This window comes from Bacillus cereus group sp. MG1 (assembly GCF_040460035.1).
Taxonomy (GTDB): Bacteria; Bacillota; Bacilli; order Bacillales; family Bacillaceae_G; genus Bacillus_A; species Bacillus_A cereus.
This window is the reverse complement of record NZ_JARVGY010000001.1, coordinates 4,143,612-4,160,085: the sequence shown is the minus strand read 5'-3', so window position 1 is coordinate 4,160,085 and position 16,474 is coordinate 4,143,612. Positions and strand designations below refer to the sequence as shown.

Genomic DNA, 16,474 nt, shown 5'->3' with positions numbered 1-16,474 from the left:
CCCTTAACTATACACACTCTATAGTCCATTTTAATGCGCTTAGACTCACCTCAAAAATGGTTAGATAGCTTGAGAGATAACTTGTCCTTTGAAACTTGAGTAATCAATCTAATCATTCATAAGAATGAAGTCTTCCCCACGCAAATAGACATTCCCTTTTTATCATTTCTTGTTGTCCTACCCAAAAGCATATTGCTTTATCCCTATAAACATTACCATAGTACGACGTGTTTCGCCAATTTTAACAATAAAGAGGCCCTTTATTATCTTACATTTCATAAGCAATGAACTTGCCATTTTCATACAACGATTTATATATTATTTTATCATTCTGAATTTTCCAAGTAAATAAGACTACCCTATATTTTTGTATATAAAAAAAGGTTGCCAAATCGGCAACCTCCTCTTCTTACATTACATAAATTCAGCAACAAGCTCATCAAACATTTTCTGATCCATATTTAAATCAGATTTCACTAAAGGCTCTTCACTATAGCCTTTAACAAGTTCTTGATATGATGGTTGCTTAGTATTTTGATAAATTAACCCTGTTACTAAACCGTTATTTTCCATTAAAGTTTGCATAGCCATCATGCGATTAGATGGATCATATCCCTCTACTGTGCTTAGTTTCGTTAAGTTCTCTTTAAACCAATCGTAAGTATTTACTTTATTGTAAGTAACACATGGGCTAAATACGTTAATTAATGAAAATCCTTTATGGTTAATACCAGCCTCAATAATTTGTGTTAATTCTTTTAAATCACTCGAAAAGCTTTGCGCCACAAATGTCGCACCAGCTGTCAAGGCCATTTCCATTACATTTAGTGATGGTTCAATTGAACCTTGTGGTGTGCTTTTCGTTTTAAATCCAGCTTCACTACGTGGTGAAGTTTGCCCTTTTGTTAATCCATAAATTTGGTTATCCATTACGATGTACGTAATGTCGATATTACGACGAATAGAATGGATTGTATGACCCATACCAATCGCAAATCCATCACCGTCACCACCTGAAGCGATAACTGTTAAATCACGATTTGCCATCTTCACACCTTGTGCAATTGGAAGGGCACGACCATGAATACTATGCACACCATATGAATTAATATAACCTGAAATACGGCCTGAACAGCCGATACCAGAAATAACAGCAAGTTCATCTGGATTTAGGCCAACGTTAGCTGCCGCACGTTGAATTGCAGCTTGCACTGAGAAGTCTCCGCAACCTGGGCACCAGTTTGGCTTTACACTGTTACGAAAGTCCTTAAATGTTGCCATTTAATACAACCCCTTTTTTGCATTCGTTGTAAATCTCTTTCGGCAAGAATGGGTTTCCATCATATTTTAAAAGACTAGAAATTTTCTCACCATTACCAAGATTCATTTTCATAATGTTAGCAAGCTGACCTGTTGCATTGTTTTCTACTACTACAACACGCTTCGCCTTTTTCACAAGTGGATCGATTTCAGCTGTTGGGAACGGGTGAATTAAACGCACATGAGCATGGTTTACTTTCATACCCTCTTGTTCTAAACGCGTCATTGCCTCTTCGATCGCACCACGAGTTGAGTTAAATCCAACAAGCAATACGTCTGCTTCTTCATGCTTAACATTTTTATAAACAGGGGTATTAAACTTCAAGTTCTCCATTTTACGGAAACGTTTGTCCATTTGATCTTTACGGTTTATTGCTGATTCCGATGGTTTTCCAGTTTCATCATGTTCTACACCTGTAACATGGTGAACACCATTTTTCATACCAGGTAAAACACGAGGTGAAACGCCGTCTTCTGTTACTTCATAACGCTTGAAGTATGCTTTATTTTCACGTTCTGGTAATTCTGCTTCTAAATCAAGCTTACCACGACGAATTTCTACTTTATCTAATTTAAGTGGTTCTACTGTTTGTTTTCCTAACGAAAGCTGTAAATCTGTTAAGAAAATAACAGGAACTTGATATTCTTCAGATAAGTTAAATGCTTCTACAATGTCATAGAAAGCTTCTTCAACTGTACTTGGCGCCATTACGATTTTTGGAATTTCACCATGCGTACCGTAAATCATCGCCATTAAGTCAGACTGTTCTTGTTTCGTTGGTAATCCTGTACTTGGGCCGCCACGTTGTGTATCAACAATTACTAATGGGGTTTCTGTAATACCTGCTAAACCGATTGCTTCCATCATTAATGAAAGACCTGGACCAGCAGATGCCGTTAATGTACGAACACCAGCATAGTTTGCACCGATTGCCATTGTACAAGCTGCGATTTCATCCTCAGTTTGGATTACTGTTCCGCCGACTTTCGGTAATTTTTTAATTAAGTATTCCATAATTTCTGATGCAGGTGTGATTGGGTATGCTGACATAAAACGAGCACCACCAGCTACCGCACCAAATGCGATTGCATCGTTTCCAATCATAAACATGCGTTTTTTACCATCAGCTTTTTCAAGCTGCATCATGTTTACTTTCTCACCTAGTAATTCTTTCATATATTGAGAGCCGCGTTTAATTGCGTCCATATTCTTTTGAACGACTTGCTCTCCTTTACGACCAAAGATTTCTTCAACAACATCTAAATAAGCTGTTTCATCTAATCCTAATACTGCACTTGATGCTCCAACAGCAACCATGTTTTTCATTAATGATGTGCCTAATTCTAAAGCAATATCTGTAAACGGTATCACATATAGATTTACATCTGTATTGTCAGGTATTGTTGGATTAAATTTCGCATCCGCAACTACAATTCCACCTGGACGTAGTTCGTGGAAATTAAAATCGATTGTTTCTTGGTCAAAAGCAATTAAAATATCTAAATCATCTGAGATCGCTCGTACTTCTGTTGTACTTACACGAATTTTATTATTTGTATGGCCGCCTTTTATACGTGATGAGAAGTGGCGGTAACCGTATAGGTAATATCCTAATCGGTTTAATGCAATACAGAAGATTTCTCCTGTACTTTCAATTCCTTCACCTTGTTGGCCTCCAACTTTCCATGAAAGTTGACTAATCATCTCCTACACCCCTTTTGGCTGCATTCATTGTAGTGTATTTTTTTACAGTAATAGTTTAGCATTTTTTATGCAAATAAACTACAACGGACGCAAATTATGCCTCTTCTGATTTCCCTGAATCTTTAGTATAAAGCTATTTTGTTTTTCATTCTAGTATTAGGTCTTAAAAAAAGCAATAAAATCAAATGAATTAATTTTAATTTTTCTGAATTTTAAATCAGAATTTAAAAACTCATATGTTCTACAAAATTATCATATAAAAATCGTTCTACAGTAGATGCAGCATAGTGTTTACAAAGCTCATTCATTACATTTTCATAATCTCGATACGCTGATACATTTACAACTGTATCTACAATCCCATCAAAATCTGAACCAAACCCTATATTGTTTTCTCCACCTAGCAAGCAAATATATTCGATATGTTTTATTATATCTGCTACATTCGCTTGTTTTTCATTTGTTAGAAACTGCGGTACAAAAGTGACACCAATCATGCCATTTCGCTTTATAAGAGCTTTAAGTTGTTCATCGTTTAAATTACGTGGGTGCTCGCAAAGTTTCATACAATTTGAGTGGGAAGCAATAGGATTTTTTGCAATCTCTATAACATCCCAAAAACTTCTTTCATTCAAATGAGACACATCAGTCCATACATGTAACGTATTCAGTTCTTGTACAACATGTTTACCAAAAGTCGTTAAACCCGCCCCACGTGTCTCTAGCGCACCATCAGCTAAGAGATTGGCATAATTCCATGTTAGTCCAAAAGAACGTACTCCTAGGCGATACAACAACCGTAATTTCATTGCATCTTTTCCAATTGTTTCGCATCCTTCTATTGTTAATATCGCTCCAATCTCGTCCTGTTTTAATATGTTAATATCATCTTTTGTCTGAATAAACTTCACACCTTGTAGGGATAAAATTTCATTATAAAAAATATCTACCATTTGTAATGCTACTTCAAATCGGTTTTCATATGCCACTGTTTCTGGTACATATATAGCAAAACATTGTATACTTCCTTTTCTTCTCTTTAACTGTTCAAATGTAATATGTAATTGTGAATCATCTTTAAAATTCCTTTTCCCTTGTGCACTCCATAACTGAAGAAGCACGTCACAATGAGCATCAAAAATTTTCATTTTCATTCCTCCATTATAAAAACAACCTGTTTGCATACTGCAAACAGGTTGTTTAAACTTAACGAGGTTCTACAATTAATTTTATTGCTGTACGCTCTTCGCCATCAATCATAATATCTGTAAACGCTGGGATACAAATCAGGTCCAAACCACTAGGCGCTACAAATCCTCTTGCGATTGCTACTGCCTTTACAGCTTGGTTCAATGCACCAGCACCAATAGCTTGAATTTCTGCTGTTCCGCGTTCGCGAATAACACCTGCAAGTGCACCAGCTACAGAATTAGGGACCGACGTTGCTTTAACTTTTAATATTTCCATTCCGCGTTTCCTCCTCGTTTCTTTAAAAAGTATTAGCAATTATTTCACTTTAACTTATATTCACGAGGAATGGCGCGTATTCCTGCTAAATTTTCGTAATTTTTCTAAAAAATTAAAATATAATAACTTATCTAAAATTTGACGGAAATTTACTCAAAAAATGGTTGATCGTCATTAATTAAAATACGTTCAATTCTCTTTGCTTTTCCTGTATTTGGATCCACATCAATTAACACTGCACTTAATTGCGTTCTGCCATTTGTTACTTCAAATCGTACTGGTAAGTTTGTTAAAAACTTCTTCAATACTGCTTCTCTGTCCATACCTAATATTCCGTCATACGGCCCTGTCATCCCAACATCTGTAATGTATGCCGTTCCGCTTGGTAAAATACGGTTATCCGCTGTAGGGACATGCGTATGCGTACCTACTACTGCTGTAGCACGTCCATCTACATACCAACCTAGCGCTTGTTTTTCACTTGTAGTCTCCGCATGGAAATCAACAAATATAATATTCGTACGTTTTTTCGCAATATTAATTAATTCATCCACTTTACGGAATGGACAATCAATTGGAGGAAGGAAAGTACGTCCTTGTAAATTAATAACTGCAACTTCTGTTCCATTACAGTTCACAAAGATAAGTCCTTTTCCTGGAGTTCCTTCTGGGAAGTTAGCTGGTCTTGCAAGATATTTTGCATCATCGATGAATTCAAATACTTCACGATTATCCCAAGCGTGGTTTCCAAGTGTAACTGCCTGCGCCCCACACTCTAAAAAGTTTCGATATATTTTTTCTGTAATCCCACGGCCACCTGCTGCATTTTCTCCATTAATGATTGTTACTGTAGGTGTATATTTTTTCTTTAATGCCGGTACGTATTGTTGAATCATACCTCTACCAGGAGATCCTACTACATCCCCAACAAATAATATTCTCATATGTCTTACCCTTTCTATGTACTGCATTTTTTATTGCTATAGCATCAAGTAAATTCCTTATAATATCTTTATTATAAGTTTGCTTCACTTTTATGCTATATAACTAACTGTCTTTATTTTATCCAATTCCAACACAAAAAAATAAAGTGGTGTTTCACCACTTTATTTTGCGTATTCCACTGCACGTGTTTCACGAATAACAGTTACTTTAATATGTCCTGGGTAATCCAGTTCATTTTCAATACGTTTTCGGATATCACGAGCTAAACGATGAGCTTCTAAGTCATCGATTGTATCTGGTTTTACCAAAATACGAACTTCACGTCCTGCTTGAATTGCAAATGATTTTTCAACGCCTTCATAAGACTCTGAAATCTCTTCTAACTTTTCAAGACGACGAATATAGTTTTCAAGTGTTTCACTACGAGCTCCCGGTCTTGCAGCTGATAAAGCATCTGCTGCTGCAACTAAAACTGCAATGATAGAAGTTGGTTCTGTGTCACCATGGTGAGATGCGATACTGTTTATAACTACAGGATGCTCTTTATATTTCGTTGCAAGTTCAACACCAATTTCAACGTGGCTTCCTTCTACTTCATGGTCAATCGCTTTTCCGATATCATGTAATAGACCTGCACGTCTTGCTAGTTTTTCATCCTCGCCAAGCTCTGCCGCCATAAGTCCAGTTAAATATGCAACTTCCATAGAGTGTTTTAAGACGTTTTGACCATAACTTGTACGGTATTTTAAACGACCTAAAATTTTAATTAAATCTGGATGTAATCCATGAACACCCACTTCAAACGTTGTTTGCTCTCCTACTTCGCGAATATACTCGTCCACTTCACGTCTTGATTTTTCGACCATCTCTTCAATACGCGCTGGGTGAATACGTCCGTCCTGTACTAGTTTATCAAGAGCGATACGAGCTGTTTCACGACGAATTGGGTCGAATCCAGAAAGGATTACCGCCTCTGGTGTATCATCGATAATTAAGTCAATACCCGTTAACGTTTCTAACGTACGAATATTACGACCTTCACGCCCGATAATACGTCCCTTCATTTCGTCATTTGGAAGATTTACAACCGAAACGGTTGTTTCAGCAACATGATCAGCTGCACATCTTTGCATTGCAAGAGATAAAATCTCTTTTGCTTTCTTATCCGCTTCTTCTTTCGCGCGAACTTCACTTTCTTTTACCATAACAGCGATTTCATGAGAAACTTCATTTTCTACTTTACCAAGAATAATTGCTTTCGCTTGTTCGCGTGTCAGATTGGAAATGCGCTCTAATTCCGTTTGTTGCTTTTGAACTAACTCTCCCACTTTGCTTTCCAACTCTTCAATCTGTTGTTGTCTCGCTACAAGAGAATCCTCTTTCTTCTCTAACTGCTGCTCGCGTTTATCGAGCGTTTCGTCTTTACGATCAAGGTTCTCTTCTTTTTGCATTAAACGATTTTCTTGTTTTTGTAATTCGCTTCTACGGTCACGAATTTCTAATTCAGCTTCTGTACGAAGTGTATGAATTTCATCCTTTGCTTCTAAAAGCGCTTCTTTCTTAAGTGCTTCAGCCTCACGATTCGCTTCGTCTAGAATACGTTTCGCTTCATTAGCCGCACCATTAATCTTCGCTTCAGCAATAGACTTTCGAACAAAAAAGCCAACAACTGCACCGACTGTTGTTGCAAGCAAAATGGAGATGAGTATCCAAACTGTACTACTCATGATTTCACCTCCCCTTGCTATGAATGAAAAAAGACTGTCGGCATGTACATTGAATTACAACATACAGCAAAGACCGTCGTCCCGCTTTTTTTAAGGGACTTTCTTCATTTCACAATTAAAATGTCATATTATTATTTCGGTAAGATTTAAACCTTACTCCGAATATTACTTCTCTTCTTGAGAAGAGTATATCGTATATAAGAAAAAATATACATTCTCATTGTATCTATCGTAATTTTCATTGTCAAGCGTTGTCTACTTTTACTTTCTTTACCTTCAGCCTTGAATGTGACCTAAATTTAAAAAGTAAGGAGCCTATTATACTGGAAAACCTTAGTAATTCCCATTTCTTTACTTAAAATATTTAAATATCCTTCTTTACACAACCCATTTGAAGTCAAAAAATATTTTTATCTATAGTATTACGCTCCTTAATAGTAGATAAAAAAATAAAAGACACGAGACCGTGTCTTTTATTTTTTTAATCAAGAAGAGTTGAATCTTCTGCGCCCTCAGCACCAGAATCTTCACTAATTCCGTGATGCTCACGAATAAAAAAGGCAATTTCTTCTCTTAAATCTGTATTTTCTTTTAAGAACTGCTTCGAATTTTCACGACCTTGTCCTAGGCGTTCTTCATTATAAGAATACCAGGCACCGCTCTTTTGAACAATATCAAGCTCAGAAGCCATATCCAAGATTTCACCTTCTCTTGAAATACCTTCTCCGTACATAATATCAACTTCCGCAACACGGAATGGTGGTGCTACTTTATTTTTCACTACTTTTACTTTTGTTTTATTACCAACAATGTCGTTACCTTGCTTTAATTGCTCCGCACGACGCACTTCAAGACGAACAGTTGAATAGAATTTCAACGCACGACCACCTGGAGTTGTTTCTGGGTTTCCGAACATAACCCCAACTTTTTCACGAATTTGGTTAATAAAGATTGCAATTGTTTTTGATTTGTTGATTGCTCCTGAAAGCTTACGAAGTGCTTGTGACATTAAACGTGCTTGTAAACCTACGTGTGAGTCACCCATATCGCCTTCAATCTCTGCTTTCGGTACAAGAGCTGCTACAGAGTCAATTACGATAATGTCAACCGCACCACTTCGTACAAGTGCTTCCGCGATTTCCAATCCTTGCTCCCCTGTATCAGGCTGTGATAATAGTAATTCATCTATGTTAACGCCTAATTTTTGTGCATATACAGGATCCATTGCGTGCTCCGCATCAATGAATGCTGCTTGTCCACCTTGACGTTGTACTTCTGCAATTGCATGTAATGAAACTGTCGTTTTACCTGAACTTTCAGGTCCGTAAATTTCGATAATACGGCCACGTGGATATCCGCCTACTCCTAGTGCCACATCAAGTGCTAAAGAACCACTAGAAACCGTAGAAACTCTACGCTCCGCTTGTTCTCCTAATTTCATAATTGAACCTTTACCGAATTGCTTCTCTATTTGTTTTAACGCCATATCTAACGCTGCTTGACGATCACTCATTCAAAATTCCTCCTTAACTGAATTGCTAATCTTATTATACCTATTTTCAATTCAATTTGCCAACAAAAATCGAACATTTATTCGATTTTTTATTTTCTATCAAATAATATCTAAATTTAACCGTAAAAAAAACTAGAAGAAACTTATATCTCTTCTAGCTTTTTATATAAATGATAAAATCCATATTTTGCTGTTCGTTCTCTAATTTGTTGACGACTTCCGCTTAAATTAAGAGGAAAGACTACAGTTGGTTCATCCTTAATCGAAAGCCCAACAAATACTGTTCCTGGTTCTTTCTGTTCTGAAGCATCTGGCCCTGCTACCCCAGTGAAACTAATTCCGATATCCGCTTTTAATACATCCTTAACATTTTCAGCAAGATAACGAGCACATTCTTTACTAACTGCACCATCAGTATGCAACACTTCTTCAGGCACACGTAAAACATGTTGCTTCACATCATTATGATAACAAATGACACCGCCTTTAAATACAGAAGAAACACCAGCGTTTTCAGTTACTTGATTTCCAAAAAGACCACCTGTTAAACTTTCTGCACACGCTAAAGTTAACCCTTTTCTCTTCAATAACTCGATTGCCTTATAATGCAAAAATTCTTGGTCATATCCGTAGAAAAATTCTCCTACTCTTTCTAAAATCAAATCTTCCACATGTTGAATTAATTTCTCCGCTTCGCTAACATTTTGATGCTTAGCGGTTAAACGTAATGTCACTTCTCCATCATTTGCTAACGGGGCGATTGTTGGGTTTGTTTGTCCATCAATTAAATCTTGCACTTTCACCTCTAATTGGGACTCCCCAATACCGAAGAAACGAAGCACACGAGAATAAATGTTTTCTCCTGTTGTAAAATTACGTAAAAAAGGCTCTACGTAACTTACATACATTGGTTTCATTTCTTTTGGCGGCCCTGGTAATAAAATATAAACTTTTCCGTTCTTATTTACCCCCATACCAGGCGCCATACCGTGGTCATTTGCAAATACTGTTGCTCCATTTAAAACGAGCGCTTGCTTTTTATTATTCTCCGTAAATTCACGGCCTGTACGCTTAAAGTAATTACTTATTAAGGCTAATGCCTTTTCATCATACACAAGCTCTTCATCTAAACTAGCAGCTATCGTTTCTTTCGTTAAATCATCTTTTGTTGGTCCTAATCCACCTGTAAAAATAAGTATATCAGCACGTTCTTCCGCAGCTTCAATCGCCTTTTGCAATCGCTTATTATTATCACCAACAACAGTATGATAGTACACGTTAATTCCGATTGAAGCTAACTTTTCAGATAAAAACTGGGCATTTGTATTTGCAATTTGTCCAAGTAATAATTCAGTTCCAACCGCAATAATCTCAGCATTCATCCCAATTCCCCCATAAACTTCTATTTTGAGTTTACAAAAGCAGCTCTATTTTTCCAGAAATAATCCCATCCTGAAATAACAGTAAAGATTAATGCAATCCATATGAAGATATCTGCAACTGGAATATGGATTAAATTTAAAGGTACATCGTGTAATAAATATGCTGCAATTGCAATAATTTGTGTCCACGTCTTAATTTTTCCTAGCTGGTTTGCTGCAACTACTTCCCCTGTTCCAGCAAGTACAAGACGTAAACCTGTTACCGCAAACTCACGACTGATAATTACAATAACAATCCAAGCCGGTACATATTGCATCTCTACCAATGTAATAAGTGCTGCCGAAACAAGCAATTTATCAGCTAACGGGTCAAGAAACTTCCCTAAATTCGTTACAAGATTATACTTTCTTGCGTAATGTCCATCAATCCAATCTGTAGCTGAAGCAATGATAAAGATAAGTGCCCCCACTAAATGTTGAATTGGCAAATCAACATCACCAATTTTGTATGAACCCCAATCAAAGGGCGCTAACATAATTACCATAAAAATTGGAATTAAGAAGATTCTAGATATTGTAATTTTATTTGGTAAATTCACAGCTATTCCTCCATCATATCAAAAACATTTGTTCATCGAAAAAAAGTCATCGAAGCGATGACTGTTATTGTGCTGGTTGCTCTATCCCTTGGTTTTTAATCACCAATCTTTGGTGATATTCTTTTTGTGGATCTAACGGGAAAGCAAGCACTTGGCCATTCAGTTTAATTTCAACATTCGGTGCACTTCCAATATTAAGTCGTACTTCTTTTAATGTTGATACATCGCGTTTCTCTGTTTGACCGCTTTGTACTGTAGTGTTTAGAATTTCGTTACCCGCATCATCCTTAACATCTACATAACTTGTACCCTTAGCTGAAATTTCCAGTTCTAATGTTTTATTATTATGAATTTCCAAAGTAGATACCTTTCCAGTTGTTCCAACTACTTTCACTTCTTGCTGTCCAGTTGGTTGTGCTGGTTGCTCCTCTTTCTTTGGTTCTTCTTTCTTTGGTTCCTCTTTTTTTGGCTCTTCCGCTTTCACTTCATCTTTCTTCGTATCTAACGGAGAATCTTTCGCTTTTTGAACTTCAATTTTCTCACTTTGAGCGCTTGGAACTTTTTCATCATCTTTTCCAGTTAACGCTTGAAACACAAACCAGATTACCACTCCAACTGCGATGACTAACAGCGCAACTAAGATTTTCGGCATGTGATCTGCAATTGGCCATGATGAAGATTTTTGCATTGTTTCTTGTGTTTTTTGTCCCGTTGATACTTGTGGAACTTCACGCTTTTCAGATTGTGGTATCGTACTCTGATGTTCTACAAGCAGTTCCTCTCCATTTAATCCAACCGCATCTGCGTATTGTTTAATGAATGCACGCGCATAAAAAGCTCCTGGCAATACATCATAATTGCCTTCTTCAATTGCCACTAAATGGCGTTTTTGAATTTTTGTAATCTCATGCAGCTGATCAATAGACAAGCCTTTCGCTTCTCTTGTTTCTTTCAGCTTTTGTCCCAATTCCGTCACTACTAACACCTCAATATTTCTTTAAAAGTCAAACATAGAGAAATTATTTTGCGTACCTTGCTCAATTTCATCTACTAAATTATATTGTATTTCTTCATCATAATCGTTACGCAACTCGATAATATAATCAAAATCATCCAATGTGTATTCTGACTGACTCACAAATACATCAGGATGTTCCACAACTTTCGTTGCAGGCAATCTCATAATTTCACGAACGAGCTGCCAATGTCTTTCGTTAGCACGCTTCGTTGACACAATTCCATCTAGGATGAAAATATTGTCATCGCTATACTCATCTTCAATTAATTGACTGCGAACAGTTTGCTTAATAAGAGTAGATGATACAAATAACCACCTTTTATTTGCACAAACACTTGCAGCAACAATGGATTCTGTTTTTCCGACACGAGGCATTCCGCGTATCCCAATTAGTTTATGGCCTTCTTTTTTCATGATTTCTGCCATAAAGTCTACAAGTAAGCCTAATTCATCACGCACAAATCGAAATGTTTTCTTATCATCTGCATCTCGTTGTATGTACCTACCATGCCTAACCGCTAGCTTATCTCTTAGCTTGGGCGGACGATATTTCGTTACCGTTATGTTATCCATCGTATTTAAAATTGATTCAAGTCTAGAGATTTGCTCTTGATTATCACACATAAGAAGTAACCCACGTCGTGCATTATCTACACCATTAATTGTGACAATATTAATGCCGAGCATACCGATTAACGAAGAAACGTCACCAAGCAAGCCAGGTCGGTTTTTATGTATTTCATATTCAAAATACCATTCAATCATCCAAGATCACTCCCCTTGCTTACTTTACACCTACGTACTATATTATATGATTTCACCCTAATAGGGAAGCTAAATGTATAATCTATCCTGTGTAATTATTATACAAAAAAAGTAGAGAGGAGAATCTCCTCTCTACTTTTACTTATGTTGTACGAACTTAACCATTAAATTTGCAATTGTATGTTGCTCCTGTTCATCAGCAACTTTCCAAAGCTCAGCTAATAATTTCTCTTGGTCATTGCGTCCTTCTACTTCATTAGCAAGATAGTCGCCAACTCGAAATGCCATATCTGATACCGCACCGCCATCTAAACCTTTGTCTTGCGCTTGCTCTAAACGTTCTCCTAAAAAGCTCTTCCACTGATCAAAATTATCTAATACTGACATAATTAAGCACCTCACTATTGAGTAATAAAATCATCCTTAATTTGTGCAACTATTCATTTTTTATGTAAGAATTTTTTAGCAGTGCCAACCGCCATTCACTCCGATAATTTGTCCAGTTATGTAAGACGCTCCTGGTGATACGAGAAATGAAACTGTTTTCGCTACTTCTTCTGGTAATCCTATTCTACCTAATGGTATATCTTCAGCAATTCCCATTTTATCTTCTTCAGAAAAAACACTTAACATTTCCGTTTCAATTGCTCCTGGTGCTACTGCATTCACACGTAATCCACTTAAAGAAACTTCTTTCGCTAAAGCTTTCACATATGAATTTTGCGCCCCTTTTACCATTGAATAAAGTACTTCACAAGAAGCCCCTATTTGTCCCCATATAGATGAAACAATTACAATATTACCACTTCTTCTCCCGATCATAGGCGGAAGTGCCATAGAAAGTAATTTATATACGTTCTTCACTTGAAGTTCTACCATATAATCCAATTCATCGTTTGTTACATCTGTTACTAGTCCAAAAATACTCTTCCCAGCTGCGTATACAATAACATCAATAGGATGTTCAATTTGTCCCCACAATCGTTCTGCTCCATCACTAGAAGCTAAATTAGCTTGAACAGGGATAACTTCTCCCCATGCCTTCTGCAATTCCAATACCTTTTCTTCACTGTTATTGTAATGAACATAAACTGTATATCCATCTTGAATTAATTGTTTCGAAATAGCAGAGCCAATCCCTCCGCTCCCTCCAGTTACTAACGCATACTTTTTCATAAATTCCCTCTCTTATCTCTACAAGTTCAATTTTCACACAACTAAATAATACCCTCATCTTACAATTTTTCAATGATAAGATGAGGGTATCTTTAAAATTTTATTTTTTCGGTAACACCTGACAAACACTCATTTTTTCTTCTGATAACAATAATCCCGCTACTTCTTGTAAGTCTTGAACGGTTAGTCCTTCTAATACAGTCAATGCATCAAATAGGCTAGATTCATTAAACGCGTATCGTGTAAATTGATTTGCAATATATTCTGGTGAATTTAACGAGCGTAAAAAACCACCAATTTTCTTTTTCTTCACTCGTTCTAATGCCGCCGCATCTAATTGATCATAATCTGTTTTTAATAAAATATCTTTTAAACGATCTGCCAATGCATCAGGTTGTTTCGTATCACCACCAACCATTGCAAAACCGAAGTTATTTTCTTCTGTATAGTCATACGAGAATGAATCATCAATAAGTCCTTCATTATATAAAGCTTCGTAATGAACAGAACTTTTTCCAAATAAATAATCTAAAAGTAACGTAAGCGCAATTTCTTGTTTTAAAAGCGCTTGCCCCTTTTCTTTTAAATTAGTCGCTTTAATACCAACTAAACATTTCGGTGTTTGCACAGGCATTGAAATAATTTTTTTCTTTTCATTTACCTCATTTGGTTCTTCTTCAAATGAACGCACAATTTCTGGCTGGTTTTTATAATCTTTTTTCGCTTGATTTTCACGTACTAAATCCATTGTTTTCTCTGGATCAATTGCACCCACAACAAATAATAACATATTGCTCGGATGATAAAATGTTTCATAACATTCATATAATAAATCTTTCGTAATTTTACTAATAGATTCGATTGTCCCCGCAATATCAATTTTAATTGGGTGTTTTACAAATAAGCTATCAATTAACCCAAAGTACAAACGCCAATCTGGGTTATCTTGATACATTTGAATTTCTTGCCCAATAATCCCCTTCTCTTTTTCAACCGTTTTTTCAGAGAAATAGGGCTCTTGTACGAAGTTTAGCAATGTATTTAAATTTTGTTCTACGTTTGAAGTACCTGAAAAAAGGTAAGCTGTTCGTGTGAAGGATGTAAAAGCATTTGCCGATGCTCCTTGTTTACTAAACAATTGGAAAGCATCATGATCTTCTTTTTCAAATAATTTATGCTCAAGAAAATGTGCAATCCCATCTGGCACACGAATCATTTCTTCTTTCCCTAATGGTACAAATGTATTATCTACAGAACCATATTTCGTCGTAAACGTTGCAAATGTTTTATTAAATCCTTGTTTCGGTAAAACATATACATCTAATCCATTAGGAAGTTTTTCATAATAGAGTGTTTCTTTTAATTGCTCATAAACAATTTTCTCCACTTACTCTCCCTCCGTTCCTTGTAAAAAGTAAATTGTATCTAGTTCAATATTTTTAGCAACTTTTACAATTTCTTCTTTTGTCACACTTTCTATACCTGTAAGCCATTCTTCAACTGGACGTGTACGATCTGAAATAATACCATGATATAGCATTTCTACAAAGCCACGTGGTGTATCAATTGCCTCTAATATTTGATTTTGGATGACACTTTTTGTTTGATGTATTTCTTCTTCAGAAAACTCTCCGTTTTGCATCGCAAGCATTTGTTCTTTAATAATCTCAACTGCTTTTTCATAATTTTTCGCTTCAATTCCTGACATAACAAATAATAAACCTTTATGACTTTCAAAGCGCGATGCTGCATAGTACGCTAAACTATTTTTTTCACGCACATTTACGAATAACTTCGAATGAGAAAAGCCACCAAACAATCCATTGAACAATTGCAATGCAAAATAATCTTCATCTTTATATGTGACAAATGTACGATAACCGATGTGTAATTTACTTTGTTTTAATTCTTGTTTTTCAACAACTTCTTTTTCTTCATTATTTCGTCTATGAAGGAGTACATTTCTTTCTCTCACTGGACGAGCTGAAATAGAAAAATACTTACTTACAAGATCAACGGCGTTTTCTGAAATATCACCAATAATATATAGATCCATTTCATCTTCCGCTAACACCTTTTGATAATATTGATACAGACTTTCATTTGTAATAGACATAACACTCTCTTTTTTTCCATTTGCACTTAAACGATACGGTTCTACTTTGCACATTTCTTCAATTAAACGCTCGTTTGCATAACGCATTTTATCGTCATAAGTGGCTTCAATTCTCTGTAACAGTGCTCTTTTTTCACTTTCTACGATAGAAGATAGGAAACCGTTGCCCTCCGTTGCTGGATGTAACACAATATCTGACAACATAGAAAGCGCTTTTTCAAATAACGGTGGTGCATCATGTAAGTAAACTTCATTTGCAATGTCTACATAAATGGAGATAATATGGTCTTCCCCTTTTTTACTTACATCTACCGCTAAAGAAGATCCGTATAATTCTTCTAAATATTGACGAAGACGAATTACAGAAGGTAATTTTTCTGTCGCACTTTGCAATACGTATGGCAATAAGGTACGCTCTGTCACCGTCTCCTCATTTAAAGGCGCTTTAAAACGAAATACAAAGGTATTCGTTTTATATTTATCAGTCGGAATAATATGTACGCGCAAACCATCTAACTCATGTAGTTGTTGTTCCATTAGTTTCATTTATAGCCCTCCTTTACGTATATAGGAATATTCCTCTTCAATATACAGTTTTTAGAAATAAAAAATCAACTTTTCTCCCTTATTATGCTTACATATGATTCTTTCTAAAAACTTTAATATGTAAGGAACATAGTAAAATTCCGTATTAAATATATTCTATGTAAAAAAGCCCACACTAATGTGCGAGCTTTTTTA

Annotated in this window: 15 protein-coding genes; all 15 read right to left on the bottom strand. The window is 36.0% G+C overall.

Going from position 1 to position 16,474, the window contains the following annotated elements:
• Positions 1-414 precede the first annotated feature (414 nt).
• The 15 genes from QCI79_RS21940 to yfmF all read right to left on the bottom strand — a co-directional run bounded on the left by QCI79_RS21940 (position 415) and on the right by yfmF (position 16,279).
• On the bottom strand, positions 415-1,281 hold the full coding sequence (locus QCI79_RS21940; RefSeq protein WP_000190155.1) for a 2-oxoacid:ferredoxin oxidoreductase subunit beta: 867 nt from the start codon (positions 1,279-1,281) through the stop codon (positions 415-417).
• On the bottom strand, positions 1,268-3,025 hold the full coding sequence (locus QCI79_RS21935) for a 2-oxoacid:acceptor oxidoreductase subunit alpha (RefSeq protein ID WP_021727563.1): 1,758 nt from the start codon (positions 3,023-3,025) through the stop codon (positions 1,268-1,270). Before QCI79_RS21935 ends, QCI79_RS21940 begins: the two co-directional genes overlap by 14 nt.
• 224 nt (positions 3,026-3,249) lie before the next feature.
• Positions 3,250-4,173, bottom strand: coding sequence for a dipeptidase (locus QCI79_RS21930; protein WP_000688044.1), 924 nt, complete (start codon positions 4,171-4,173; stop codon positions 3,250-3,252).
• A gap of 58 nt (positions 4,174-4,231) precedes the next feature.
• On the bottom strand, positions 4,232-4,492 hold the full coding sequence (gene spoVS / locus QCI79_RS21925; protein ID WP_000404341.1) for a stage V sporulation protein SpoVS: 261 nt from the start codon (positions 4,490-4,492) through the stop codon (positions 4,232-4,234).
• 149 nt (positions 4,493-4,641) lie between these two features.
• Entirely contained in the window at positions 4,642-5,436 is a 795-nt protein-coding gene (locus tag QCI79_RS21920; RefSeq protein ID WP_001221096.1) for a TIGR00282 family metallophosphoesterase, read from the bottom strand.
• Between the two features lie 162 nt (positions 5,437-5,598).
• A complete protein-coding gene (gene rny, locus QCI79_RS21915) occupies positions 5,599-7,164 on the bottom strand; it encodes a ribonuclease Y (RefSeq protein WP_000099769.1) in 1,566 nt (521 codons plus the stop codon).
• A 481-nt stretch (positions 7,165-7,645) separates the two neighbouring features.
• Positions 7,646-8,677 carry a recombinase RecA gene (gene recA, locus QCI79_RS21910; RefSeq protein WP_001283860.1) on the bottom strand — a complete coding sequence of 344 codons (1,032 nt, stop codon included), beginning with the start codon at positions 8,675-8,677 and terminating at the stop codon, positions 7,646-7,648.
• A 143-nt stretch (positions 8,678-8,820) separates the two neighbouring features.
• The gene (gene cinA, locus QCI79_RS21905; RefSeq protein ID WP_000990688.1) at positions 8,821-10,059 is read right to left on the bottom strand and encodes a competence/damage-inducible protein CinA; all 1,239 of its coding nucleotides are present in this window, start codon (positions 10,057-10,059) and stop codon (positions 8,821-8,823) included.
• Positions 10,060-10,079: 20 nt separating this feature from the next.
• Positions 10,080-10,658 carry a CDP-diacylglycerol--glycerol-3-phosphate 3-phosphatidyltransferase gene (pgsA, locus tag QCI79_RS21900; RefSeq protein WP_001052967.1) on the bottom strand — a complete coding sequence of 193 codons (579 nt, stop codon included), beginning with the start codon at positions 10,656-10,658 and terminating at the stop codon, positions 10,080-10,082.
• A gap of 64 nt (positions 10,659-10,722) precedes the next feature.
• Positions 10,723-11,634: a helix-turn-helix domain-containing protein gene (locus tag QCI79_RS21895; protein ID WP_000137491.1), complete on the bottom strand. Its 912-nt coding sequence runs from the start codon at positions 11,632-11,634 to the stop codon at positions 10,723-10,725.
• Between the two features lie 21 nt (positions 11,635-11,655).
• Positions 11,656-12,441 carry a DUF3388 domain-containing protein gene (locus QCI79_RS21890; RefSeq protein ID WP_000574107.1) on the bottom strand — a complete coding sequence of 262 codons (786 nt, stop codon included), beginning with the start codon at positions 12,439-12,441 and terminating at the stop codon, positions 11,656-11,658.
• Between the two features lie 138 nt (positions 12,442-12,579).
• Positions 12,580-12,828 carry a DUF3243 domain-containing protein gene (locus QCI79_RS21885; protein ID WP_000114450.1) on the bottom strand — a complete coding sequence of 83 codons (249 nt, stop codon included), beginning with the start codon at positions 12,826-12,828 and terminating at the stop codon, positions 12,580-12,582.
• A 75-nt stretch (positions 12,829-12,903) separates the two neighbouring features.
• On the bottom strand, positions 12,904-13,617 hold the full coding sequence (ymfI, locus tag QCI79_RS21880; protein WP_000759607.1) for an elongation factor P 5-aminopentanone reductase: 714 nt from the start codon (positions 13,615-13,617) through the stop codon (positions 12,904-12,906).
• A gap of 100 nt (positions 13,618-13,717) precedes the next feature.
• Positions 13,718-15,004, bottom strand: coding sequence for an EF-P 5-aminopentanol modification-associated protein YfmH (yfmH, locus tag QCI79_RS21875; RefSeq protein ID WP_000411982.1), 1,287 nt, complete (start codon positions 15,002-15,004; stop codon positions 13,718-13,720).
• On the bottom strand, positions 15,005-16,279 hold the full coding sequence (gene yfmF, locus QCI79_RS21870; protein WP_021727562.1) for an EF-P 5-aminopentanol modification-associated protein YfmF: 1,275 nt from the start codon (positions 16,277-16,279) through the stop codon (positions 15,005-15,007).
• Positions 16,280-16,474: the final 195 nt, after the last annotated feature.